General features: G+C 32.7%; 28 protein-coding genes. 4 read left to right on the top strand and 24 right to left on the bottom strand.

What is annotated here, in order from left to right:
* Nucleotides 1–48: 48 nt before the first annotated feature.
* The 4 genes from NBE98_RS17675 to NBE98_RS17660 form a co-directional block, all read right to left on the bottom strand.
* Nucleotides 49–1,563 carry an alpha/beta hydrolase family protein gene (locus NBE98_RS17675; protein WP_250816334.1) on the bottom strand — a complete coding sequence of 505 codons (1,515 nt, stop codon included), beginning with the start codon at nt 1,561–1,563 and terminating at the stop codon, nt 49–51.
* 260 nt (nt 1,564–1,823) lie between these two features.
* Complete coding sequence (locus NBE98_RS17670; RefSeq protein ID WP_250816333.1) at nt 1,824–2,855, bottom strand: sensor histidine kinase; 1,032 nt, start codon at nt 2,853–2,855, stop codon at nt 1,824–1,826.
* A complete protein-coding gene (locus NBE98_RS17665) occupies nt 2,852–3,526 on the bottom strand; it encodes a response regulator transcription factor (protein WP_250816332.1) in 675 nt (224 codons plus the stop codon). Before NBE98_RS17665 ends, NBE98_RS17670 begins: the two co-directional genes overlap by 4 nt.
* A 60-nt stretch (nt 3,527–3,586) precedes the next feature.
* Nucleotides 3,587–4,282, bottom strand: a complete 696-nt coding sequence (locus tag NBE98_RS17660; RefSeq protein ID WP_250816331.1) for a cyclic nucleotide-binding domain-containing protein — start codon at nt 4,280–4,282, stop codon at nt 3,587–3,589.
* A 119-nt stretch (nt 4,283–4,401) separates the two neighbouring features.
* Here NBE98_RS17660 and NBE98_RS17655 point away from each other — a divergent pair, with 119 nt between their 5' ends.
* Both NBE98_RS17655 and NBE98_RS17650 read left to right on the top strand, forming a co-directional pair.
* Entirely contained in the window at nt 4,402–4,824 is a 423-nt protein-coding gene (locus NBE98_RS17655; RefSeq protein WP_250816330.1) for a DMT family transporter, read from the top strand.
* A gap of 12 nt (nt 4,825–4,836) precedes the next feature.
* Entirely contained in the window at nt 4,837–5,289 is a 453-nt protein-coding gene (locus tag NBE98_RS17650; protein ID WP_250816329.1) for a DMT family transporter, read from the top strand.
* A 125-nt stretch (nt 5,290–5,414) separates the two neighbouring features.
* Here NBE98_RS17650 and helD read toward each other — a convergent pair whose 3' ends face one another.
* The 6 genes from helD to NBE98_RS17620 form a co-directional block, all read right to left on the bottom strand.
* Nucleotides 5,415–7,622, bottom strand: a complete 2,208-nt coding sequence (helD, locus tag NBE98_RS17645; RefSeq protein WP_250816328.1) for an RNA polymerase recycling motor HelD — start codon at nt 7,620–7,622, stop codon at nt 5,415–5,417.
* Between the two features lie 177 nt (nt 7,623–7,799).
* Nucleotides 7,800–8,909, bottom strand: coding sequence for a Ger(x)C family spore germination protein (locus tag NBE98_RS17640; protein ID WP_250816327.1), 1,110 nt, complete (start codon nt 8,907–8,909; stop codon nt 7,800–7,802).
* On the bottom strand, nt 8,896–9,990 hold the full coding sequence (locus NBE98_RS17635) for a GerAB/ArcD/ProY family transporter (RefSeq protein ID WP_250816326.1): 1,095 nt from the start codon (nt 9,988–9,990) through the stop codon (nt 8,896–8,898). The genes NBE98_RS17640 and NBE98_RS17635 overlap by 14 nt, the downstream gene beginning before the upstream one ends.
* Entirely contained in the window at nt 9,987–11,480 is a 1,494-nt protein-coding gene (locus NBE98_RS17630; protein ID WP_250816325.1) for a spore germination protein, read from the bottom strand. The genes NBE98_RS17635 and NBE98_RS17630 overlap by 4 nt, the downstream gene beginning before the upstream one ends.
* 92 nt (nt 11,481–11,572) lie before the next feature.
* Nucleotides 11,573–12,427 carry an SDR family oxidoreductase gene (locus NBE98_RS17625; RefSeq protein ID WP_250816324.1) on the bottom strand — a complete coding sequence of 285 codons (855 nt, stop codon included), beginning with the start codon at nt 12,425–12,427 and terminating at the stop codon, nt 11,573–11,575.
* A gap of 2 nt (nt 12,428–12,429) precedes the next feature.
* Entirely contained in the window at nt 12,430–12,852 is a 423-nt protein-coding gene (locus NBE98_RS17620) for a MarR family winged helix-turn-helix transcriptional regulator (RefSeq protein WP_250816323.1), read from the bottom strand.
* Between the two features lie 184 nt (nt 12,853–13,036).
* On the opposite strand from NBE98_RS17620, the gene NBE98_RS17615 reads away from it, so the two are divergent.
* Nucleotides 13,037–14,143, top strand: coding sequence for a cysteine desulfurase family protein (locus NBE98_RS17615; protein ID WP_250816322.1), 1,107 nt, complete (start codon nt 13,037–13,039; stop codon nt 14,141–14,143).
* Between the two features lie 37 nt (nt 14,144–14,180).
* On the opposite strand, the gene NBE98_RS17610 is transcribed toward NBE98_RS17615, so the two are convergent.
* The 7 genes from NBE98_RS17610 to NBE98_RS17580 form a co-directional block, all read right to left on the bottom strand.
* The gene (locus tag NBE98_RS17610; RefSeq protein ID WP_250816321.1) at nt 14,181–15,122 is read right to left on the bottom strand and encodes an alpha/beta fold hydrolase; all 942 of its coding nucleotides are present in this window, start codon (nt 15,120–15,122) and stop codon (nt 14,181–14,183) included.
* 56 nt (nt 15,123–15,178) lie between these two features.
* Nucleotides 15,179–15,694: a ClbS/DfsB family four-helix bundle protein gene (locus NBE98_RS17605; RefSeq protein WP_250816320.1), complete on the bottom strand. Its 516-nt coding sequence runs from the start codon at nt 15,692–15,694 to the stop codon at nt 15,179–15,181.
* 86 nt (nt 15,695–15,780) lie between these two features.
* Nucleotides 15,781–16,218 (bottom strand): NUDIX hydrolase, encoded by a 438-nt coding sequence (locus tag NBE98_RS17600; protein WP_250816319.1) that lies wholly within the window; start codon nt 16,216–16,218, stop codon nt 15,781–15,783.
* Between the two features lie 108 nt (nt 16,219–16,326).
* On the bottom strand, nt 16,327–16,524 hold the full coding sequence (locus tag NBE98_RS17595; protein WP_250816318.1) for a DUF4177 domain-containing protein: 198 nt from the start codon (nt 16,522–16,524) through the stop codon (nt 16,327–16,329).
* A 56-nt stretch (nt 16,525–16,580) separates the two neighbouring features.
* Complete coding sequence (locus NBE98_RS17590; RefSeq protein ID WP_250816317.1) at nt 16,581–16,895, bottom strand: putative signal transducing protein; 315 nt, start codon at nt 16,893–16,895, stop codon at nt 16,581–16,583.
* Nucleotides 16,896–17,125: 230 nt separating this feature from the next.
* Nucleotides 17,126–17,572, bottom strand: coding sequence for a GNAT family N-acetyltransferase (locus tag NBE98_RS17585; protein WP_250816316.1), 447 nt, complete (start codon nt 17,570–17,572; stop codon nt 17,126–17,128).
* A 179-nt stretch (nt 17,573–17,751) separates the two neighbouring features.
* Entirely contained in the window at nt 17,752–17,970 is a 219-nt protein-coding gene (locus NBE98_RS17580) for a hypothetical protein (RefSeq protein ID WP_250816315.1), read from the bottom strand.
* A 360-nt stretch (nt 17,971–18,330) separates the two neighbouring features.
* Between NBE98_RS17580 and NBE98_RS17575 the strand changes: the two genes are divergently transcribed.
* Complete coding sequence (locus NBE98_RS17575) at nt 18,331–18,654, top strand: rhodanese-like domain-containing protein (RefSeq protein WP_250816314.1); 324 nt, start codon at nt 18,331–18,333, stop codon at nt 18,652–18,654.
* Nucleotides 18,655–18,705: 51 nt separating this feature from the next.
* On the opposite strand, the gene NBE98_RS17570 is transcribed toward NBE98_RS17575, so the two are convergent.
* From NBE98_RS17570 to NBE98_RS17540, 7 genes are all read right to left on the bottom strand, one after another.
* A complete protein-coding gene (locus NBE98_RS17570) occupies nt 18,706–19,095 on the bottom strand; it encodes a DUF302 domain-containing protein (RefSeq protein WP_250816313.1) in 390 nt (129 codons plus the stop codon).
* Between the two features lie 275 nt (nt 19,096–19,370).
* Complete coding sequence (locus NBE98_RS17565; protein WP_250816312.1) at nt 19,371–20,576, bottom strand: DUF401 family protein; 1,206 nt, start codon at nt 20,574–20,576, stop codon at nt 19,371–19,373.
* Between the two features lie 31 nt (nt 20,577–20,607).
* Nucleotides 20,608–20,835 carry a winged helix-turn-helix transcriptional regulator gene (locus tag NBE98_RS17560; protein ID WP_432432671.1) on the bottom strand — a complete coding sequence of 76 codons (228 nt, stop codon included), beginning with the start codon at nt 20,833–20,835 and terminating at the stop codon, nt 20,608–20,610.
* A gap of 507 nt (nt 20,836–21,342) precedes the next feature.
* A complete protein-coding gene (locus tag NBE98_RS17555) occupies nt 21,343–22,059 on the bottom strand; it encodes an ABC transporter permease (RefSeq protein ID WP_250816311.1) in 717 nt (238 codons plus the stop codon).
* Entirely contained in the window at nt 22,056–22,898 is an 843-nt protein-coding gene (locus NBE98_RS17550) for an ABC transporter ATP-binding protein (RefSeq protein ID WP_250817617.1), read from the bottom strand. The genes NBE98_RS17555 and NBE98_RS17550 overlap by 4 nt, the downstream gene beginning before the upstream one ends.
* On the bottom strand, nt 22,898–23,689 hold the full coding sequence (locus NBE98_RS17545) for a MerR family transcriptional regulator (RefSeq protein WP_250816310.1): 792 nt from the start codon (nt 23,687–23,689) through the stop codon (nt 22,898–22,900). The genes NBE98_RS17550 and NBE98_RS17545 overlap by 1 nt, the downstream gene beginning before the upstream one ends.
* A 164-nt stretch (nt 23,690–23,853) precedes the next feature.
* Complete coding sequence (locus NBE98_RS17540) at nt 23,854–24,465, bottom strand: CPBP family intramembrane glutamic endopeptidase (protein WP_250816309.1); 612 nt, start codon at nt 24,463–24,465, stop codon at nt 23,854–23,856.
* Nucleotides 24,466–24,487 lie beyond the last annotated feature (22 nt).

Here is a 24,487-nt window from a genome sequence, read left to right as displayed (position 1 = left end):
TAATTTTATACAGAATAAACCTTACCATTCAAAACAAGTATGGTCAACTTAATTTAAATTAACTTTTTTCAGCTCAGGATATCTATTAACCTGAGATTCTAATGCGTCCTTTTCTTTACCTTTCAAGTGATTATTTAAAAAAGCTGTTGTTACTGATTTAGTGATTTCAAGACATCTTTCTGGAGCAGTGTTTCCACCTATACCCATCAGCTCTCGCAGCTGTCTAACATCTATGAGAAACCCCATATCTGTAAACTTCATATGATCACTACCTTCTACGGTGAATAAATTGCCTGAAGACTTAAGAACTTTAGCAAGTCCTATGATATTTTGTGATGCTTTTGTATAAGCTTCCTTGTATGACTCCTCACTGCCATACATTGAAACCATTATTTTTTGTTCCTCTTCCGTCATGCCTTCAAATTTTTTTATTAATGGTTCTCTATTCTGAATTCCTTGAATATGATATTTATCATTTGCAATCATTAAAAATGGTACCATATCTTCTGCCTCATCTTTAGGAGTAACAAAAACAATCCCATCTAAATCAACTGCAGCCTTAATTCTCTTATCATTAATCGCCAGGTTATATGCTACAGCGCCACCAACAGAGTGACCAATAGCACCAATTTTATCAACATTTAGCTTTCCCTTAAAATTAGAATTAATTTTCCCTTCATTTATTTTAGTTAGGCTATCTATTACAAATTTAGAATCATCAGCCATTATTTGAGTAATTATCTCTGCCGGATCTGCTGTATTAAAGTTTGTTGTAGCCTCTTGAGCTGTAACAACTCTATCTGGGAAGAGAATTGCCCAAGATACATAGGTATGGTCTATAGCAGCTACAATATAACCTTGGCTAGCCAAATCCTCGCACTGTGAAGTTTGAACTTCCATCGTTGTTCCTGCTCCATGAGAAAACAGGACTACCGGATAGCTTTGCTCTTTGTCTGATATTTGTAAGCCTTCTTTCGAATTTGTATTTACTAATTTTAGATGGCTAAATAGAAAGTCAGGCATATGGTAACCTGCAGCAAAGGCCTTTAAAAGCTCAGATGAATTGTGAAAGTATCTGTCAAATGCTTTTGAGTCATCATTCTTTGCAGGATAATAGACCTTAATCATCAGTTCCCTCTTTTTAGTTGATTTATCTAAGAAAGGATCCTTTCGATTTTCATCAACTAAATGAAAGTAATTAATACCCACATCATAGCTCCCTGTTGGCTTAGGAAGTTTGAATACAGGAAGAGCATATGATAATAACAATGTTATTATAAGAAATATAATAGATACGCTACTTATTATTACCTTAAGCCCTTTTGGCATTTTAGCATCAAAAGGCTTGTACTTTGTTTTTATTAAGGTAAAAATCACAAAACCAACAACAAATATATAGGAAAAAATCATCTGATATCTAAAACCTTCCAATATACCATGAATTAAAATTAGAAATAGATTTATTCCCACCTCCCATAACCTAACTACTTTTGAAACCTTTTTAAAGCTAAGATAAATAGTTAGTAAGTTTACCAAAACAAGTATTATTTCAAATATCCTCATTATATTCCCTCCTGTATTCCTTATGCTGTACACAACAATTATTAATTGTTATACCTCCTGTATTCCTTATGCTGTACACAACAATTATCAATTGCTTTGCCTAATGTTATGTTTTAATTTATAGTCTTATTGTATAAAATTAATTTCTTCAAATCCATTTTCTTAGCTTACAAAACTATAGTTATAACTTACATTTTTGTCACAAAACAAAAAAAGTGGCGGTGCCACTTTTAAAATAAAATTATTTATATCTAATTTTACTATTTTGAAACCTCGAAGTAATCTAGATGTTTAGGAAATATAATAGTTACTTTTGTATATTCACCATGTCTTGATTCAATTGATATATCATGACCAAGCTTTCTTGCTAGTTTTTTCGAAAGATATAAACCTATACCCGTTGCTCTATAACTTTCTCTTCCATTATACCCTGTAAAGCCTTTGTCAAAGACCCTGCCAATATCTTCAGGCATAACTCCTATGCCATTGTCTTCTATTACGAGCTTTTGGACTTTATCTTCATTTAATCCATAGAATCTAATTTGTCCTCCTATAGAAGTGTATTTTAATGAGTTAGACACTACTTGCTCTAGAATGAATAAAAGCCATTTTTTATCTGTTGTAACCATTAAATCAGTATTTTCAATTTCTATACTTATTTTCTTTGTGATAAAAGTCTTTGCCTGTTTTTTTACTGTTTCCTTTACTAATCTGTTCAGTTCAACCTCATTTATAAGATAGTCTTTCGAGAAATCATTTATTTTAGAATAGTAAAGTGCCTGTTCTATGTAGTTTTCTATTTTATCAAGTTCTTCTTCTATGCTATACAAGATATCCTTATTTTGAGAACTTGAATTATTTTCAATCAGCAATCTTCCTACTGCTATAGGAGTCTTTACTTGATGTACCCATGATGCAATGAACTCTTCATATTCCTTTTTCTGCTCATGAAGCCTTTGCAATTTAGAGTTTTGTTCATTAAATAAAGCTGCAAGCGTTTCATGAAAAAGAACTTGTTCATAGCTTTTAGCCTTTGGAATGCGATATATTATTTCGTTGCTTTCATTTTCTACAATATCATTTAGAGCTTTAAAATAACTTTTATAATATAGAAACTTAGCAATCAAATAAAACATAAAAAAGGCGGTTGAAACTAAATTTATATATAATACATTTGCCAAGCTAACCTTAAATGCTGTATCTAAATAGATTACAGCTGATATAAATACCATAAGCAAGGAAAAACAAAGTATTGAAAGCTTTCTATCTGCTAAAAATTTTGTAAATTTCATAATATTACATACCCTTGGCCCTTCTTTGTTTGAATATAATCGATAAGTCCAAAATCCTCAAGCTTTTTTCTAAGTCTGTTAATATTTACTGTTAACGTATTGTCATCTATGAAACTCTCATCCTCCCATAATGCTCTCATAATCTTATCTCTGCTTACTATTTCTCCCTTATCCTTCATAAGAGTATAAAGAATTCTAAACTCATTTTTAGTAAGCTCCACTTTTCTATCCTTCAATATTACAGAGCAATCCTTAATGTTAAGTACAACCCCGTTATGTTCAATTACATTTGAAAAAGCATTTGTATAATTATAAGTCCTTCTTAAAAGTCCATTTATCTTTGCCATAAGGACGTCCAGTGAAAAAGGCTTTTGTATAAAATCATCACCGCCCATGTTTATAGCCATGATTATGTCCATATTACTATTTCTTGAGGATATAAATATAACAGGAACTTTTGATATTTCTCTTATCTTACCGCACCAATAGAATCCGTCGTAGGAGGGTAAATTTATATCCATAAGAACAAGATGCGGCTCATACTTTACAAAGTCATCAAATACCCTATCAAGTTCCTGTAAATAATATCCCTCATAGCCCCACTTCACAATATTTTCTAAAATTATTTCTCGCATTTTAGGATCATCTTCTACTATCATAATTTTAAACATGAAAACGCTTCCTTTCACTATACATTTAAAATACCTCAGTATTTACTCCAGCTTACAATTTTATCGATACAAATCAGCAGCCATCTTAACTAAACTTTCCTCATTCATAACTTCATAGAAACTGCTTTTCTTTATTATGACTCCCCTTGTGCACAGAGTGTTCAGTGTTCTTAGTAAATGTCTGTAGCTGGTTCCTAACAATTCTGACACTTCAGTGAGATTTTCATTAAATTCTATTCTTTTTAAGCCACGGCTTTCTATTCTTTCGCCAGCAGCTAATATGTAGCTGGCTAATCTATTTTCAAGGGGATAAAGAAGATTTATAGAACTATTTTTTGATATACTTTCTAGTTTTTCACCAAGGGAAGTACATATGTATCTAAGAAACTTTGAATCACTTAAGAGGTTTGCTTTTACATACTCTAGGGGTATGCCTATGCAGTAAGCATCTTCTATAACCTGTACATTGCTGGAAGCGCTTTTACCATTTATAATTTCAAGATCTCCCAGTACTCTAAAATCCTCATAAAAACAAAGCAGTAGAGATTTACCATTGCTAAGCGGAGTATTAACCTTTGCCTTTCCTTCTACAAAAAACAAGAAATAATCAAGAGGCTCCCCATCTCTGCAAATATATTCATTCTTTTTAAAAAGCAGCAATTCCATATAAGGCATCAAATTTTCGCTAAAAATATTGTCAATATTATTTTCTATAATATATTTATTCTTCAAATTATTATCGTAAATTTTTATCATAAGCTAATTTAACCCTCTTTAAAATTAAATCAATTTTTCTTCTTCAAATATGACATATGTCATACTTCTTTGCAACTATTTCATGATAAATTAAATTTAAGGTTAAGGGGGGAAATACTATGAATAACTTAGTTTCATCATTTATAGGTGCCATAATAGCCGTTATGATTTTGTTCAATGGAGCCTTATCAGGTGCAGTGGGCAACTATGTCTCAATAGTTATCATTCACATTATAGGACTTGTATCTATTATTCTTGTAATATTATTTACAAAATCAAAAATTAAATTTAAAGCTAAACTGCCAATCTATTTATATAGTGCTGGTGCTATAGGTATCTTTACTGTTCTTTTTAATAATTTAAGCTTCAAAGCACTTGGCGTGTCTTTAACTCTTGCTTTAGGCTTGCTTGGTCAATCTTTTGCTTCCATGCTTGTAGACCATTTTGGGTTATTTGGAATGAAGGTTATCAAATTTGAAAGAAAAAAGTATATTGGCTTGGTATTTATAACTTTAGGTATAATCGTAATGACTGTTTTTTAGGAGGGCTGCCTTATGTTTTTTATATTGATTTCTATTCTTGCTGGTGTTTCTATTGTAGTTACAAGAATTATCAATTATATTTTGGCAAAAGAAATCGGAAACTTTCAAGGAACTTTGGTCAACTATATTGTTGGACTGTTTTTTTCCTTTATATTTTTACTCTTTGGCGGTGAGTTCTCAAGCATATCTGCTTTAGATTTGAAGTCAATTCCACTCTGGGCCTTTTTAGGGGGTGCTGCAGGCGTTATAGTAATTGTATTGTCCAGCTATATAACTCCACGCATATCTTCTTTCTATCTAACTCTTCTTATCTTTGTAGGACAATTATTTGTTGGTATTATTATTGACTACTTTACTTTAAAGGAGCTTTCCTTTGGGAAGGTTGCAGGCGGTATTTTAGTGCTATTGGGTCTCACTTACAACCTGCTTATAGACAAAAAAGAAGCAGAGAAAGCTGCATTATAATATTACATGCATTCAATCCCTGCTATACACCTTAGAATATAGATTCTCTAATTTTACCCAGAACTTTTGCAGCAGCTAACCATTTAAATGGCTAGCTGCTTTTATTTCCTCATCAAATCCAGCAATTATTTTATGCTGCTCTCATTAAGTAGAGGTGTAAGTCTTCCTTTATAGTACACGCACAGCTTGTGGAGTGCTCTGGTGCAAGCTGTGTAAAACAGCAGTCTTTCTTCCTCACAGCTGTAATTTTCGTCTCCTGCATTATAGATGAGCACTACATCAAACTCCAAGCCCTTGGCTAGATATGCCGGAATAACAATAGTACCGTTTATATATTCATCATCATCCTTGGTTATAACCTTAACTTCAGCCTTATCTTTTAAAAAGCAATTTACCTCATTTGCTTCCTTTATTGTCCTTGTTATAATCCCAATAGAATTATGGCCTTTTTCCTTGTACATCTCTACATCCTTTAAAATTCTATCTTTGATAAACTCTTCACTTGAAAATCCAAGAACAATTGGTTTATCTCCTCTTCTTTCCACATATTCCTCTGTAATTTCTTTATTAAGAATTCTTCTTGCAAACTCAGTAATCTCCAAGGTCGATCTGTAGCTTTTGGTAAGGTTTATTATGCAAGTATTGTCTTGTGGAAATATATGCTCAATATTTTTATAATCTCCTACATTCATAAAAGGGTTTATGGACTGATTTAAATCTCCAAGCATTGTAATGCTGGCATGATTAAACAGCTGATAAAAAATTTCATATTGCAAAGGACTATAATCCTGAGCCTCATCAATAATTACATACTTGATATCCGAAGTTTTTGGAAGATCTCCAAAAATACCCTTTAAATATAAAAGAGGCGGCTGATCTTCGTAATTAAGCTTTCTAGCTTCCAAGGTTTCCAAGGTATAGCTTTTAATTTCAGGTTCAAGGCTTTCAAACAGCTTCTTATAAATATCCATTAAATTAAAAGCTGTAATTCTGTTGATTTCCCTATATATATCCTTAGTTTCTTCTCGTACGGAAGCTATGCTCATTTCCTTGACTTCTAGCTCGTCAATATATGAACCTGTATCCCAAAGCTCCCCGTAAATTTTATTCATACGTTCTTTTTCATAGGGCTTTAAAAGAAACAAAATTCTTTCTTTAAGCTTCTCAAGCCTTTTCTTAAGTGGAAGACTTATATAATCCTTATAATAAAGCTCCTCAAGGTCCTTAGATGATATTATAAGGTTATCTTTAAAGAATATGTCCTTAAAGCTTCTACCCTTCTTTTCAACATAGGCTGCGTATTGCTTTAAAACCTCTATGAACTCAAGTGAAGACTTATACTTAATATTTTTGATTCTCTTTTCATAATTATGCTCCTGCTTTGAGTTTAGGATATATTCCATTAAGTCAGTAGAATCTTCCTTTTTAAAGCTATTGCCAAGAGCCTTATGCATATACTCTTTGAAAGTAGTCTGAAACATGTTGTCCTCTCCAAGCTGAGGAAGTACATTTGATATATAATCATTAAAAATTTCATTTGGTGAAAATATTATTATATTTTGAGGCGTTATTTTCTCACGGTGCTTATATAGAAGAAATGCTATTCTATGAAGCGCAACTGAGGTTTTTCCGCTTCCCGCCGGTCCCTGAACAATGAGATTTTTATACTCTTCATTACGGATTACTTTGTTTTGTTCCCTTTGAATTGTGGTTACTATTGCCTTCATCTTGTTATCGGTGCTTTTGCCTAGTATTTCCTGAAGAATTTCATCATCTATCTTAACATTGCTGTCAAACATATACTCAAGGGTTCCATTGCTGATTTTATACTGTCTCTTTAAGGTTATCTCTCCCTCGATAATTCCTTCAGGACACTTATAGCCTGCTTTCCCGATTTCATAATCATAAAACATGCTTGAAGCAGGCGCTCTCCAGTCATATACAAGAAAATCATAATCCTCAGTTATAAGATTTGAAATACCAATATAATACTTTTCCGCTTTGTCCTCTCCCTTTTCAAGAAAATCAATTCTTGCAAAATAAGGGGACTGAACTATTCTCTCATACTTTTCCTGAAGCCTTTTGCTAATCTCGTGCTTTCTCTTTTGCATCTTCATCCTGTCAATGAAGCCCATGAAACTAACAATCTGCTCCAGTCCATTGTTTACGGAAACTGAACCTATCTCCTGCCATAACTCTCTTTGAGTTTCAATGGCATCCTTCTTAAATTTTCCTCTATAATCAGTCATTTCATCCAGCTGCCTTTGAGCTTCCTTAAGAACCTTTTGCAGCCATTCATTTTCTACTTTCCATTCAAAGTCGTTAATGTTCATACATCCGCCTCCCTTATAATGGATAAATGGGCTTAAAATTCTTCTTAAGTATACTGAAAAAAACAGCTCATTAACAGTCTGTTAATCAATTTCTAGATGTGGTATAATTAAGATGAGGAAGGGAATTATCTTCCTTTTTCTTTTTTAAATATATTATTTCAAAAAGAAGATATCTCTTTAGTAATCTCCCCTTCCAAACTTAGCTATTTTTACAGTAACATTAACATCTATTTCTGAGTTTGAAACAATTTCATTCCAGTCTACCCCTGTCTTTCTTCCATACTTGGCTGCTGCTACTCTTCCAAGCTCTAAGGTATCCACTTTATATTCTGACTTTAAGTTCTCTAAAAAAGCTCTTAATTCCTTTTCCAGGTTAGCTTTAAGCTTATCTTCAGCTTCTTTCTTTTTATCGGGTTTATTAATTAGCATTGCCTCATATTCGTTAGTAATTATATCTCCAGTAATTTTTAAGTTTATTACAAACCTATATTTGTCATTTTCCTTGTAGCACTTAACCTTTCTTTTACTTTTTCCGTAAATACCCAAATACTTATCAGAGTTTTCCTGTATAGTAATAAGACCCATTAGATTGTTTTCTCGCAGTACATTATGCTGCTTAGTCCTTCCCATAGGCAATAGTCCAACCATCTTATCTTCCTTAAAAAGTGCTAGTCCTGAAATTACTATTGTGTTTTCTTCAACTTTAATATACGGGAGAACTAAGTTACGACCTTCTGCATCTAATCTAAGATAAGCATCTATTAATTTATAGTTGTCAGGAAAAAAATTAAGTTCTCTTGAATACCTAATAAGACCTTCGATATAGTCTCCTGCTGAAGGATATCCTTCTAGCTTAGTATTCATAATATCCTCTGCTTTACCCTCACAAATACAAAGCAAGGTAGAATCCTTAACATCCGGATTTCTAAAAAAACTGTCCATAATATCTTTTATTCCATATCTAGCATATTCATCGCTTATGATATATACCTTTTCCAACCCAAGCAAAATCTTTTTATCCAGTTTTCTTTGTCTTTCTTCCCTTAATTCTGGAATAGTTCTACCTCTGCTTGTTACATTCATAGACTCAACTTCATTTTCCGTTACCATATAACGACTAGCAGTTGCTGAACGTATTTTTATTCCTTGTGCATTTTCTTCTAGATCATAGCCGATAGCCGAATTTATAGCTAGCTTTTCAACAGATTCTCTTCTGACTCCAGAAAGAAAAAATGAACTAATAGATATTATAAGTACTATAGAAATAAACAGCTTATATACTTTCATTCTTTTCACCTTTTTTAAAGAAAATTATTATAGCTACTAAAGATAAAAATACAATATTGAAGGTTGCTGTATAGTTTATTGACTTTGATATAAAGCTTCTTCTTGTTGCCTCGTTGCTAATGGTATTTACTACAACAAGAATAATAGGATATAGTATTATGCACATTTTTTTAATGTTAAGTTTTACAATGGCGTTGCTTATAGTATAAGTAAAGCTGTAGTAATTATTTATTATGGTTTTAAAAACAATCATTATCCACATATACATAAAGACAAATCTGAAACTATTTAAAAAAGGAAGATTTATAGTTTCATTCAAAAGCATAACAGAAAAATAAGATTTTAAAGTTGAATCTGGTCCTGCAAAATATGTGGTTAAAAAAGTGATATAAGTATATATAAAGACTATTACCATTACACTTTTTAATGTTGCGCTCTTTAAATTGCTTTTATCTTTCACATTAGGATAAATTAACAGCATTATTTCTACACCAGAATAAGAAAACCCGGTTTCCACACTTGCTTTTAAAATATTTTTAACTCCAGCGCCTAAAACCGGAGAAATGTTTAATAATGAACCATCTTTTAATGCAATTAAAGGAATAATTAATAAAACCGCCGTTAGATAATACATCAGCTCACTTATTCTGCCAACTACTTTTAAACCTAGGTAGGTTCCATAAACAGCTAATATAAGTACAACGATGGAAACCTTCAATACGTTTAAAAACCCAACTATATATATTATTGATAAGTTTATAGCTCCAGAGGTAATGCCAATTAAGTTAATAAAAAATTGTGCAGAAAATAAAAGATTTAAAATTGAGCCAATAAATTTACCAAAGATTTTTTTGCTTATAGATAAAATATTATCCTCTGGAAACTTTTTTGATATATAAATAGTTAAAAGCGCAATATATACAGGATAAACTCCTCCAATAGCAGCAGAAATCCATCCATCCTGTCTTGCTATTTCAACCAATCTATTGGGAAGAGATAAAACACCCACTCCGAAAATAGCTCCAACTATTATATAGGTAAATTCCTGATAAGTAATATCATCTTTTCCTATCTTTTTCATTTTCTTTTTCTCCACAAATATTTTCTAATACTTTTCTGTCTTATGTTGTCTTTATGAGGAATTTCTCCAGGCCTTTCTTTCATTTTCCAAATAGGCGATCTTGTGGCACCATCCTGTAAATCCTTATACTTGTTTACGGAATAATAGGGAACTCCGAAGCTTTCTAAGGAAAGCAAATGCATTATGAGAGAAAACCATCCTAAAGCTATTCCAAGCATGCCAAGTGTTTCAGCAAGAACTAACATTGGGAACCTTATGAATCGTATCGAAAGAGACATTTCATAGTTTGGAGTTACAAAGGAAGCAACAACTGAAATTCCTACTATAAATAAGGTTGTTGGACTCACAAACCTTGATTTTACAGCCATGTCCCCAACTATAATACCACCAACTACGCTTAGAGTTTGGGCAATCTTGCTTGGCAGTCTTAATCCGCCTTCTCGCAAGAACTCTATTATAAGCTCCATTAAAAATATCTCAAGAAAAGCTGGAAGAGCTATATCCATTCTAGACTGCATTATAGGTATTAGAAAATTTATAGGTATTAATTCTGTATTATATTTGATAAGCACTAAATAAGCCGGGGTGGCGGTAATAACTATAAATATTGCTAGAAATCTAATTACTCTGAAAGCATTAGCTGCTACAAATCTGTCGTAATAGTCCTCTACTGAATGAAAGAACTCCATAAAGGTTGCAGGTGCCGTAAGTACTATAGGTGTGCCGCTAGTTATTATAGCTACTCTTCCTTCTAATATTCGTGATACAACTTTATCTACTCTCTCCGTTGAAAATAGCTGTGGAAATACAGAATAGGTGTTATCTTCTATTAATTGCTCAATAAATCCAGAGCTATTAGCATTGTCTATATTAATAAGACTTATTCTCTCTTTTACACTATTTAAAACATCGTTATCCACTACATCTTTTAAATAAATAATACATACATCCGTTTGGGTTCTTTGGCCTAAGGTATATCTTTGAAAACATAAGTTTTTATCTTTTATAGAGCGCCTTATCATGCTCACATTTGTTCCAAGATTTTCAACAAAGCTTTCCTTAGGAGCTCTTGCAGCAGTTTCTATACTGGATTCTTCAATAGCTCTGTAGCTGCCACCCTTTGTATCTACTATCATAAAATTAAGCTGATTGTTAACAAATATAATAGATTTGCCTCTTTTTACATTTATAATTGCTTCATCTATATTTGACATAACTGTAGTCTGACTCATGGCTATATATCTTTTCGCAAGATAATCCGCTAGATTGTCTTTGCCGTTTAAGTTCTCGTCTATGTGAAGCATAAGAGGCTGAAGAATATCTCTGTCGATAATATTTTTATCTACCAATCCATCTACATATACAAGAGCTAAATCCACAGGCTGATCTTTGCCTGCAAGGACATGCTTTATAACAAGAAGACTTTGAGTACCTATTTCTTTTTTCATAAGCTCTATATAGTTTTTTAGATTGTATTTATTATTAATCAATTAAGATCACCTCCTAATTATATTAGTAGTATGTACTTACAAGTTTTTTTAAACAAAAAAGGTAAAAAACCCTTAAGATTTTTTACCATAATTTAAATAAAATATTTAATGTTGTCCTTTGCAAACTCTTCAAATGTGCGAGGCTTTCTACCTGTTAACTCATAAAAATCTTTTGTGATATCTTTTGCTGTTCCCATTCTAGTCATAAAATATAGCGCTATAGTCACATTCACATAGGTCTTATCAAGCCCTCTCTTTTTAATGTAATAGTTTCTATATTTTAAGTATCCAGGCTTTGTATAAGTAATTTTTCTCCCTACTGCTTTGCTTAATATATCTGCAACTTGGAAATAGTCTAAGGCTTCGAGACCAGTTATTGTATGAGCAGTATTTTTATATTTTTCAGGTTCATGAAGCAAAATAGCTGTTGCAAGCCCAATATCCGCTACATCAATAAAACTTGTTTTACTCTTTCCTGCAGGTACAAAAATCTCATGCTTTTCTCTTATTTCAACTGAGTGAATTCCTGATAAATTTTGCATAAAGAATCCAGGCCGAACATGAGCATAAGGAAGATGTAGTTTTTCAATATATTTTTCAATTTTATGATGAGGCGGTATTGTATTATTTTCCACCCCCATCAAAGAAAGGAATGAAACTAATTTAATATCATGAGCCTTCATTGCATCAATGAAAGGGTATAAATGTTCAGGCTTTCCAAGATGAGGTGGTCTCATAAGAAACACCCTATCTACAGCTTCAAGTGCGTTGTTAAATGTGTTGTTGTCGGTAAAATCAAAGTACACAGGTTCAACCTTGTTATCAAATAGTTTGTAGATTTTCTCAATATTTGTAGTTGCAGCGACTACATTCTCTCCCCTAGCCAGCAGTTCCTTAACTATTGAGCTTCCCACGTTGCCTGTGGCTCCAGTTACTAATACCTTCATCATTATCTCTCCTCACTTAGTATTTGATTTGCTTTTTGAAGCAGTTGGGTAAATAGTTTAAATTCTTCATACCCCATTTTTTCCTCGAGAAGCTCTATACCTATAAAATACTCTTTATAAGTAGTCTCTAAAAGCTCTTCTCCTTTTGGTGTAACTCCAAGAGTATAACTTCTTTTATCAGCTATGGATGGTATTTTAACTAAGTAATCCTTATTAACTAATGAATTAACCATATCTGTAACGGAAGGTTTAGCTATCCCAAAGAAGTTACTTATCATCAGAGGAGTGGCTTCTTTATCACTTTTTTCAACATAAATTAAAACACCCATCTCACTTGCTCTTATAGGCAACTCTCTTCTTATATTCATTTGCAAACGACAGAATCTTGTTATAGCATCTTCACAAGCAATAATATTTTCCTTCATAATACACCTCCATATAGTTAGGCTACCTAACTATATCTTATCAAAAAGAAAATAATATATCAATACAAATTAAACCTAAAAGGCTAATAAGAAGCTTATAATTAATTAAAAATTGACATCCAAATTTTACAATGCTATAAATATTACTAAAAGGACTTAAGTAAATCCGAGGAGAAGTAAGATTATGATTTATATGGATTATAACGCAACAACCCCTATAGACAAAAGGGTAGCTGATGCAGTTCAGCCCTATTTATATCAAGTGTTTGGAAATCCCTCAAGCAATCATGAAGCAGGCAGATTGGCAAAAGAGGCTGTAGAAAAAGCTAGAGAACAGGTAGCATTGCTTCTTAACAGTTCTCCTAAAGAAATAATATTTACAAGCGGTGGAAGCGAGTCAAACAATACAGTTATTAAAGGCACAGCTTACTCATATAAGAATAAAGGAAACCATATCATAACCTCTCAAATAGAGCATCCTGCTGTTTTGGCTCCTTGCAGGTTTCTAGAAAGCAATGGTTATGAAGTTACATATTTGCCAGTGGATGAATATGGCATGGTTAGTGTGAGGGATGTAGAAAATGCTATAACTGGTAAAACAATTTTAATTACTATAATGCATTCAAACAACGAAACCGGCACTATACAGCCCATTGAAGAAATAGGAAGAATAACCAGGGAACATAATGTACTTTTTCATACTGATGCCTCGCAGTCTGTTGGAAAGGTTCCAATCGATGTAAACAAGCTGAACTTGGACTTTTTAACTGTTGCAGGACACAAGCTATATGCTCCAAAAGGAGTAGGTGCTTTATACATGAGAAGTGGCATTAACATTGAGCCGTTAATCCATGGAGCTGGTCATCAAGCTGAAAGAAGAGCCGGTACTGAAAATATAGTTTTAAACGTTGCCCTTGGAAAAGCCTGTGAGCTTGCGAAAGAAGCCATTGATAGCAGCACAATAGAAGAGCTTACTCAATATTTCTACAACAAGCTTTCAGAAATATTTGGAGATAAGATTAAGTTAAACGGACACCCAGCTATTAAGCTTCCAAATACGCTGAACATAAGCTTTCTAGGACTTAACGGCTATGAAATAATAGAAAAGCTTGGAGATGCTGCACTTTCAACAGGCTCAGCATGCCACTCTGGTTCAGTTTCAATATCACCAGTTCTTGACGCTATGGGAATTCCCTTCGAAATTGCCCGTGGAGCTGTAAGATTTAGTTTTGGAAGATACACAACAAAAGAAGAATTAGATGCTGTACTTTACAAGCTTCAGCAGCTTTAAATGAGAAAAGGGAGGTTTATCAACCTCCCTTTTAAACTTACCATAAATTATCCTTATGGCTCTCTAAAATATCTATTATCGCCTTTGAAAAGGCTTTTGGTTCTTCAATATATGGAAAATGCGCAGAGTTTTCTAACACAATCACTTTTTTCACTGGTGCATTAATTTTTTTGCAGTATTCCTCAACTAACACAGTTGGAGTTATATAATCATACTTGCCGCATAAAAAATATATAGGTATCTCAAACTCCAAATAGTTGTCCATCATTCTTGAATTAATTACCTCCTTCCAAAGATGTATATCTGAAAAAGCCAAGCCCTTTGGTATATTTTCTATATCTTCTTCTGTATACTCCTCACACTTCTTTGCAATGCTAGGAAAACTTATTTCGTTATGCATCCTGCCACCGAATCTTCCCACATTCTTAAGAATTATAGACAGCTTCGTATCATCCACATTAAATGGCGGCTCACCAATTCCAATAAGCTCATTTACTGCTTCCTCGCAGCCTTGCTGTTTTGCTTTTCCCAGCGCAAAAGCATGGGATATATTTAATGCTTGTGAGAAATCAACAACTTGCCCAATGCTAATAAAGCCATAAAAATCCTCAGGATGATTATGAACCAGGTTAATACCAAGGATAGTTCCCCAAGAATGTCCTGCCAAGTATATTTTATCTTTCTTATACTTCTTTTTTAATAAATGAACTAATTCCTGAGCGTCTGATAACAGCTGTGATAAATTCATGCTGTCAGCTGGTATATCCTCTGAATAGGATTTGCCTGCTCCCCTCTGATCCCAATGTACAACTAAATACTTGTCCTCTATATCCCTTTGAAAATGTTGATGAAAAGGCATCATTGGCAGTCCTGGTCCACCATGCAAAAATAAAATTATAGAATTCTGCTCGCTGCTGCCCCTTGCTAATATCCACTGCTTTGTATGTCCTAAAACAACTTTTTCTAATAAGCTGACCATTCATTTAACCCCCATAGTGCTTAAATTTTAAGCTGCAAGAATATTAATATGAATTTTTATTGTGCATTTAATTTTTTCCATTTTCTTATTTTAGTGCGAAATGATTTGAATGGAGCAACTGTATTTATATGAATCCATTTCCATATTGGCCACTTAGATGGCGTAGACGCTGCCCACCTCCTAATGCCCTGCCCGTATAACTCATCCTTTGAAAAGTTGTTTGTCCACTCAATGAATGTACTTACTAAATCCTTATACAAATTTTTCAGTTCATATAAGGTATAAGCTTCATACTGTTCATAGAAGCTATTGTATAATCCACCTAACTTATTCCACTTGTAGTTTGGAGCAGGTGTTATAACTTCTTTGCCTGAAAGCTCATCTTTATCCCAACTCATAATCAAATTAAGCCACCCAAGCTGGTATGCAAGCATCTGCGCTGGCGTACGATCTACGCCTTCCAGCAATTTGTCTTTATCAGATTCAGTTATATCATCAAATTCTGCAATGAATAACTTTGAGGTTTTCTCAATTTCCTCAATCAATTCTTCTTTAGTTTTATACTCTTGCATAGCGGCCTCCTAATATATAAACAATCATTGTGTCTCACTTTTTACTAACTGTGAGGTAAAACCTCCAACTACGCCTTGCCGAAAGCTTATAGCTCTTTTAAAAACTCTAAAACCTTCTTATACAAAAATGGTTGAATCAAAGGATAGGTTAAATTATCTGGAATCTCCTCAAATAATTTAATTTCACTTATTTCAAAATGAAGCAGACTATCCACTGCTTCTACTTCCGAATAAAATAATTGTCCAAAAGATTCAGTGTAATCAACTGTCTCATCTCTTTCTACAGAATAGGTGCATATTGGCGTCAATTTAAACTTTGTAGCTCCTGTTTCCTCGAATAATTCTCTTGAAGCAGTATCATTAATATTCTCATTTTCTTCTCTATGTCCACCTGGAATTTCCCAAGTATTTCTGTCCTTATGCCTTACATAAAGCCACTGTCCATTAAATTTTGTCATTATAACAGCGAATGCTAATTTATTGTCTTCTACAGTATTTAATTCACAAAAGTTCACTTTAACCATGGTGTGCCTCGCTTTCTTAATTAACTTGTATTTTTAAAGTATAAGTTTGCAGACAATCTAATGGATTAACAAATTCAAACTTGCCATAATCTTTTACAAAACAGGTAATTATTCATTTGTTTGCCTTTCAAAAATCAAATCATAAAAAGTAGCATAACCATTGCCAGCAATAGGAGGTGCAAACACTTGGACAAATCTCCAACCATCTTTAGTATATTTTTCTATAACTTCTTGGTAATCCTGTTCGGGCTTCATTTCTACAATTCCATATTTCAATTCGATTCTCACAATCTTATTTTCATACATAAAAATATCCCCTCTCATTTGATGAATAATATTAGGACATTATGCACTAATATATTTTATAGTCCTATATCTTTTAATAATTCTTTTGCTTTTATTGCATCTGATATTGGCACTTGGATTTGTACAAAAAGCGCACCTCTTGCAATATAAAACTGTGTATCGTTTGCATAATATTTTATTCCCTCAGAATCTAAAACAGATTTCGCTAATGCTACTAATCCTAAATTATTAGTTTCTGCGACTGTAGTAAGTTCTACATATTCAAATTCTTTGTTACTTGGTAGCTTTTCTTCTTCTACTAATTCAGTTCCACAATCCGCACAGATATAATATCCGTCTTCATACTCACTCTTACATTTTGGACAGAACATATATTCACCTCCCATTATCATTCAATAATTGATTAATACTTCAGAATAATTTACAATGATTCATTTATTCCATTATAAAGCATATGGAATCCTATATTCAAATATTTAGTAAATATATGCATAAATTTCCCACCTAATTTCAGCTCTGTTCAAGAAAAATGTTCAAATTTAAAGACAGCCTCGATTGGCTGCCTATTTTGATTCATATTAGTGAAATTCAAAGCACAGTTTTATTTAAACATTTGAATATACCATGTTTTGTAATTATGCTTTTTATAAAAACTTATAATGCCTTCCATATCTTTTGTTGATGAATATATTAAGGACCTATCAATCCCATTGCCCTTTGCAATATGTAATATCTCATCCAATAAACTGCTTCCTAGTCCTGTACCCCTATAATCTGATGCCACATAAATATCTTCTACTTCTATATATAACTGTCCGTTATCAATGACAGCCATATTATCTGCTGTGTGAATTGAACCGTATACAAAACCTATGATTTTACTATCTGATTCAGCAACTAAAAAATACTTGCCAAGTTTAGTTTCTATATAACTTTTTTCAACAGGAATAAGTCCGTGAGTTATGTCTTCTTTTACCCATTGATGTTGTAATAATAAAATATCCTCCAAATCCTCTATTGAGCATTCTCTAATTATAAGTTTCTTCATACTGCTCCTCACCACCTAATTTACACTATTTACAGAGTTAGCTGGAATATAATAATCTACTTTTATATGGTCTGATTTTTTCTCCTAACTAGCTATTAACTTATTATTATTAAACTCGCCTTATTTTACTAAATCTAATATGTAGTGTACTGAAAATAACAACTTGATAAAAAGGTTGTCTATTTTTTAAATTTATACCAGACTACCATTACTATATAAACAAATGAAGAACATATAAATACCACTAATAGTTCCAATAATAATTTTTTCATATCAAAAGTATCTAAAAGAAAATTATATTTGTATCCTATATACTTATGTAAAGCCTTATCTATGCCTGCAGCTATAAAACCTGCTATAAGCAAAGTAATTATATCTCCTTTTTTTATCTTTCGCAAATTGTTTCCCCCTTAAAATCTAACTAATCCCTTTTTTCTAATCACTAATCAAATTATACATTAACTGAACGCTTTTCCATATACTTACTTGAATATTATTTTTATCTATATTCCTGGATACATTCTTGTAAACACAAATTATTTATTTCTTCGCCGAAAAAACAAGAATTTGATAATCGTCCCCAACTCCTGTTGCACAAGATACCCATATAGGGTTTACTTTCGAATTGCTTTATGATATTATTGTATCGTAATATTTGAATATGTAAATTTTAAATAGGAGTGATTGCATTGCAAAATACATTATTATGGCTAATAGTTGCTTTCTTTGCGTTTAATTTCTTTAGGAAGAGATTTTTTATGTTTAATAACAAGAATGTAAAAAACATATCGGCTGATGAAGCTTATAAATTGATAAACGAAAATAAAAATTTAGTTGTACTTGACGTGAGAACAAAAGGTGAGTTTGAATCAGGTCACATACCAAAAGCTAAGAATATTCCATTGCAGCAGTTATCCACTAGAATAAATGAGCTTAACAAGTTTAAATCTACTCCTATACTTGTACACTGCGCATCAGGTGGGAGAAGCCCCTCGGCAGTTAATACTCTAGCAAAAAATGAGTTCACTAATATTTATCACTTAAAAAGAGGACTAATGTCTTGGAAGTATCCTTTGAAATAAAACAAAGCTTGGTTTTAATAACCAAGCTTCTATTGTTTTTAATACTATAATTTATTTAGCATTGTTAATTGCAGCAACCATTATCTTCTGAACTTCCTTAGCAGTTTCACTTAGGTCTTCATGATTTAAAAGCCCAATAAGCTTATCAGGACTAATCATGCCTATTTTGACCGTTCCCTTTTCTTCATATACTACTAGCTTGCAGGGTAAAAAATATCCTACATCTAAATGCTTCGATAGCACTTCCTTTGCCTTATGCGGGTTGCAAACCTCCAATATCATAAAGTTATTTTCAAATTCTATACCCTTTTCCTTTAATTTATCTTTAAAATTCAGTTTCCACAGCACACCAAACTTCTGCTCCTCCAAGCTTTTTATAACGCTTTCCAGCGCTTCTTCAAAGGATTTTTTTGTTTCAACTTCGTACTTAATGTTTTCCATAACTTTCACCTCAAAATATTTTCTATGCCAATCGTAGTATTCTCTCATATTGAAGCTTTTATCAATTAAATATTTACGCCGTGCCAACATGTTTTATTCATTGAAAATTTGCACGCAGACCTAAAGTCCTCGCAGAGTAGAAAGTTAACTTTTTAAATTTTTATATTTTTAAAAAGTTAAATTGTTAACTTTTTCTTCTGCGAGAGAAAAAGCCTCGTTGCATATGTTTACTATAATGACAATTCTCTTTTTCTGATTGAAGACATTATGAGGACTTACAGCAGTAAAAATAATAAGTAACTGTAAAGAGAGCTGATTACAACAAAAATTAATACTATAGGCATAGTCTTTTTTACCAAATCTATAAATGAAGTGCCATAGTGCTCTACTACTATTGCCAAACAAATATGAGTTGGTGAAATTTGCATAGCAATATAGGTTGTACACATAATCAGTATCATTAAGGCTAATCCGCCGCTTGGAATAGTGGCATATGCTAAAGGCAGTGCTATTGCGATCATGCCTTTAGCCCCCGCCACCAATGTACCAAAGAAAAATATTAGCATAAAAATAATTACTGGTGGAATAGGCAAGGCTGAAAAGTATTCAGGTAATCTTTGAATAACCCCTGTAAAAGTCAAAATTTCTTTAAACATCATTATTACAATAGTAGTTAATATTAATTTGCCTTCTATTGCTGATATAAACATTGGTTTTATCTCATCAAAACTAAATTTGTTTATCATAAATGAAAGTATTATAATAGGAAAAACTGCATAGTGAACAGGGACTTTTAACCCTAAGATAATTACTATGATCACCGCAATTGGCCATAGGCTAATTATTAAATTTTTTACGTCTTCAAGTTTGTCAGTTGATTCTTTAATTCCAGTATCTTTGGGAATCTTTTTAACATGCATAAAATATCCTAGCCAAAACAATACAGCCACCATAGGCAGCATTGCTAATACAAAGGCTGTCATATCTATGCCTGAAAGATTTAATGCTAGTAAAATAGTTGAGTATGTAGGTAAAAAGGATTCAGAAATGTGTCTGAAGTAACTAGTGATGAAAGTCTTTTCTTCATTACTTATATAATCTCCTCCAGCATTGTCAACGATTGGAGAAGCTATTAGCACTGCACCCGCAGATGGTAATAAACCAATTATAAATGGTGCAACCATTGCATTTACTCTTCTGCTATTAAATAAATTACTTAAGGATTTTTCCACTAGCAGCAAATGCTCTCTTTTTTCCATCATTCTCTGCAAAAAGGTAATTGTGTAAAAAGCTAAAACAAGATTCGTTGTACCTAAGCTAAAAGCCCCATTCTTCATAAGTTTAATGGCTACTAATGGGTTTATCCCATATAACAAAATTGTACCTAATATGCCCGCCAATATTGATGCATACAAAGGTTTTTTTAGCTTTATTACTATAACTATACATGAAAAAATTAATATCAACTTAATAATGTCCATAATGACTCCTTTGCATTTCTAGAATGTTGTTTTATTCATTGTGATAGTCACATTTCTGACATTGAGCCATTATATGTTCACTTTCATTTTTATGATAAGCTCCAGACCACCTACAAATACTTTGCAAAATAGGCACAACAAATTTACCCTTATCCGTTAGTGAATACTCTACTTTAGGTGGAATTTCATCATATTGTTCCCGTTTTACTATGTTATCTGAAATTAAACTTTTCAAGGTTGCTGCTAATACTACAGCCATCCCCCTAAGACTTTTTATATATAAATTATAATCCTATGCTATCAATTTACAAGTTACTACGAAATTTATTAGTTACTCATAAATTTGCTTATATCTTTCACTACTATAGTTTTTTTAATATACTTTGATTGTTCAATAAGTAATACACACTATTTAAGGAGGAATTTTACTATGGGAGTAAAAGCTTATCTTGAAATCACTATTAAAATCAATAGTAAAAACAGAGCCGCTGCAGCAAAGATTTATTCAGATTACCGCATTCCATTTTGAGAAGATGCCCCTGATGTAAGAATATATAGTGTAGCATAATTTAAAATTACGTCTTCAAAGCCATACAACTAACAGGTTGTATAGCTTTTTATTGAAATCCTTTGAGGGACTCTGGTGGAATTTGAGTTATTTCACCAGAGCCATGACAGTACATTGGCTTATTTGTTCTGTGAGCGTATGTTCTCATGTTTTTCAATTCTACTAAACTTTTGCAAATTATCTTCTCATTAATTTAAGTTATTCTAGATTAATTCTTAATAACTTATAATAGCTGATATAAATCGATACAAACATTATAACGACAAGCGGTATTAAAATGTTGACATCAAAATCTTTACTTGTCAAAAGCTTAAATCCCCATGTGGCAGGAAAAATTCTACTTAAGGTTGCAAGTACTTTTGGAAGCATACTTACAGGGAACATGATTCCAGCCAGCATAATTGAGGGTAGGAATATAAACTGTGACACCATTGTAAGCTTTGATGTGCTTTTGATAAGCAGCCCTAATCCCGTCCCCACTGTCAAACAAACAAAAATAAATATTCCAAGAGCTAGAAAATAAAGAGCTACATTTTCAGGGGTTTTTGCATCAAAGGCAAGTGGCGCTATAAGCAATATCACAAGACTCATAATGTAAAGATGAATAAAAGCTGAGATAAAATTGTTTACTGCTGCTACCCATAATGGTATCCCCCCCACCTTGTAGGCTTTTTTTATTTCGCTACCATACAATTCTACTAATGGTGTAGGTGCTCCTAAAATTGCTCCCATGGTTACTCCGAACACCGTCATAGATTGAATTAACGTATTCTTTGCTTCAGGGTTAATTGATGAAAAAATTCCGCCCATAAAAGCAAAGAATACAAGCGGTACTACATAATAGGTAAGCAATACGCCTTTGTTTCTCATGTCAAGTTTCCACTGTAGAAACACTCCATATAAAAATGCACTCATGATTTTCCCTCCCTTGCTATGTCCATAAATATCTGTTCAAGCGTAGTTCTTTCAATTTTTACGTCAAGAACTATATTTTGTGTTAGCTTGCAGGTTTCAAGCAATTCATACAAGGTATCCCCTATATTTTCAGAAGTAAATACCCAATATCCTTGTTCGCAGTCAGCGTTTTTCAGTGGTCTTTCAGTCTTGATGAGAATTCTGCATTGCTTTCCCATTTCACGGGTTAGCTCGGTTGTTATGCCTATAAAAACAATCTTACCATCTTTGAGAATAGCAATTCTATCGCAAAGGCTTTCCACCTCCGCCATATCGTGGCTTGCCATAATAATGGTTTTTCCTTGTTCTTTTAATTTTCTTATTTGTGAATGGAGGGACACCCTTCCCTCTACATCTAGTCCCGCAGTAGGTTCATCAAGGAATATGATGTCAGGATTACCTATGAGTGCAAGCGCTAGATGCAAGCGCCTTTTTTGACCTGTAGACATTTCTTTATATTGTTTATCTTTTAATTGTTGGAGTTCAAAAATATTAAACAGTTCAAGATTTATTTGCGCCTTGTTCCATTTGCAAAACAATCTATATGCCTCTATTGCCTTAATATTTGCAGGAAGCGATGAGGATTGAAGCTGCACCCCCACTGTTCCGTTTATTGTAATATTTCCACCCTCATATTTTCGAATACCTTCAATACATTCAAGAGTGGTTGTTTTTCCTGCTCCATTTGTACCAAGCAAGGCAAAAATTTCACCACGATTTACAGCAAAAGAGATGTCTTTGATGACAGTATTCGATCCGTAGCTTTTTACTAAATTTTCAATTTGAATAGCTACATTCATCACTCTGATACCCCCATATTCGGAATTACTATCCCTTGATTTTGAAAATAAACATTCAATGCCTTACCAATAAACTCATCAGCCACGGCCTGTGTCTCTCCGTACTGTTTATTCCAGTCTTTTTTGTTTTCGTTGAACCTATTAAGCTCCGGAATCATACTCATATCGCCACCTGTAAACTCCATTATCATGTTCCACCACTCTTTAGCAATTTCTTGCCCCCTATCGCTTTCTGGAGTTTCACCTTCAATTTTAAGCTGTGCAGTTTCCTGGCACAAGCTTTCCCATTTCATAAAAAGTGCTCTTCCGGAATCCTCTGTAAAATTTTTTCTAATGTGTGTCATGAGTTTGTCATCAAACAATTTAATAACCCAGTAGTTTTCATTTTTCATCTGTAATAGTTTGATAATATCAGCATATTTCTCAAAGTCTACAATATGCATTTGTTTAACTTCATCTTGCAAAGCTTCTATTGCCGATAGAGCCTCTGTGAGACTTGATATTTTTTTCTTAATGATTTTTGCCTGTTCATTCAAAAGATTTGCCACCTCTTGGGGGGTATCAAGAGATATTAATCGGTTTTTTATATCGTCTAGTGAAAACCCCAAAAACTTCATAGATAAAATCTGATGAAGCTTAACCATATCTTTATTGCTATAAAGCCTCCTACCACCTTCACTTTGTGCAGATGGTTTTAACACCCCTTCTTTGTCGTAGTATTGCAAGGTACGAACGGTGGTATCCATTTTTTTTGCAAGTTCGCCCACCGTCATAAGCTCTTTATTTTGCATTATAAATCACCTCTACATAAATTGTACTATATGACGCTGCGTAACAAACAAGTAGTTTTGACTAAATTAATTTGTATAATTATATTTTAAAAAGTTAAATTGTTAACTTTTCCTGTATTTGAACCAATATCAGCAATAATTGTATTATATTCCTAATAGATATACTATAGAATCATAGACAATATTAAACTTGATGTCATATTGATAAGTATATGAGAAATCATAACTGGAATAATGCTTCCATTACTTTTTCTATCCATAATATATCCAAATGTGTATCCTAACAAAAAAGCATTTATAATTCGTACAATGATATCTAATAATGATGCTGAACCTCGTATTACGAAATGTGGTAAAGCAAACACGACAGCCTGAACAACATTTCCCTTTGAAAATCCAAGATTTTTAATAAGTTTCTTTGCAACAAATCCCCTAAAAAAAACTTCTTCAGCTATACCTGTTTTCAAGCCATAGAGCAAAAGATATATGAAAAATGATAATAATGTGAATTCATGTGTATTAACAATACTTCTTCCACTATACCCTAATTTAATTACCAAAACATTAGCTAATAATGTTACTAAGTATACTGCAGCAATAATAATAATCATCGCGAAAAGATTCATTTTCTGAGGCTTATAAATACCTATTGAATAGAAAAATCCCTTTGATGATTTTTCTCTAATTATATACCAAACAAGTGGTATAACTGAGAACAACAAAACATTAGATGTAACACCAATAAATTCATTAATGAGTGTATTGATTACATTCATATTCATCCTCTTTCCTACATAT

Source organism: Clostridium swellfunianum (assembly GCF_023656515.1).
Classification (GTDB): domain Bacteria; phylum Bacillota; class Clostridia; order Clostridiales; family Clostridiaceae; genus Clostridium_AT; species Clostridium_AT swellfunianum.
Note: the sequence above shows the minus strand (reverse complement) of the source record. Positions and strands in the feature narration are given on the sequence as shown.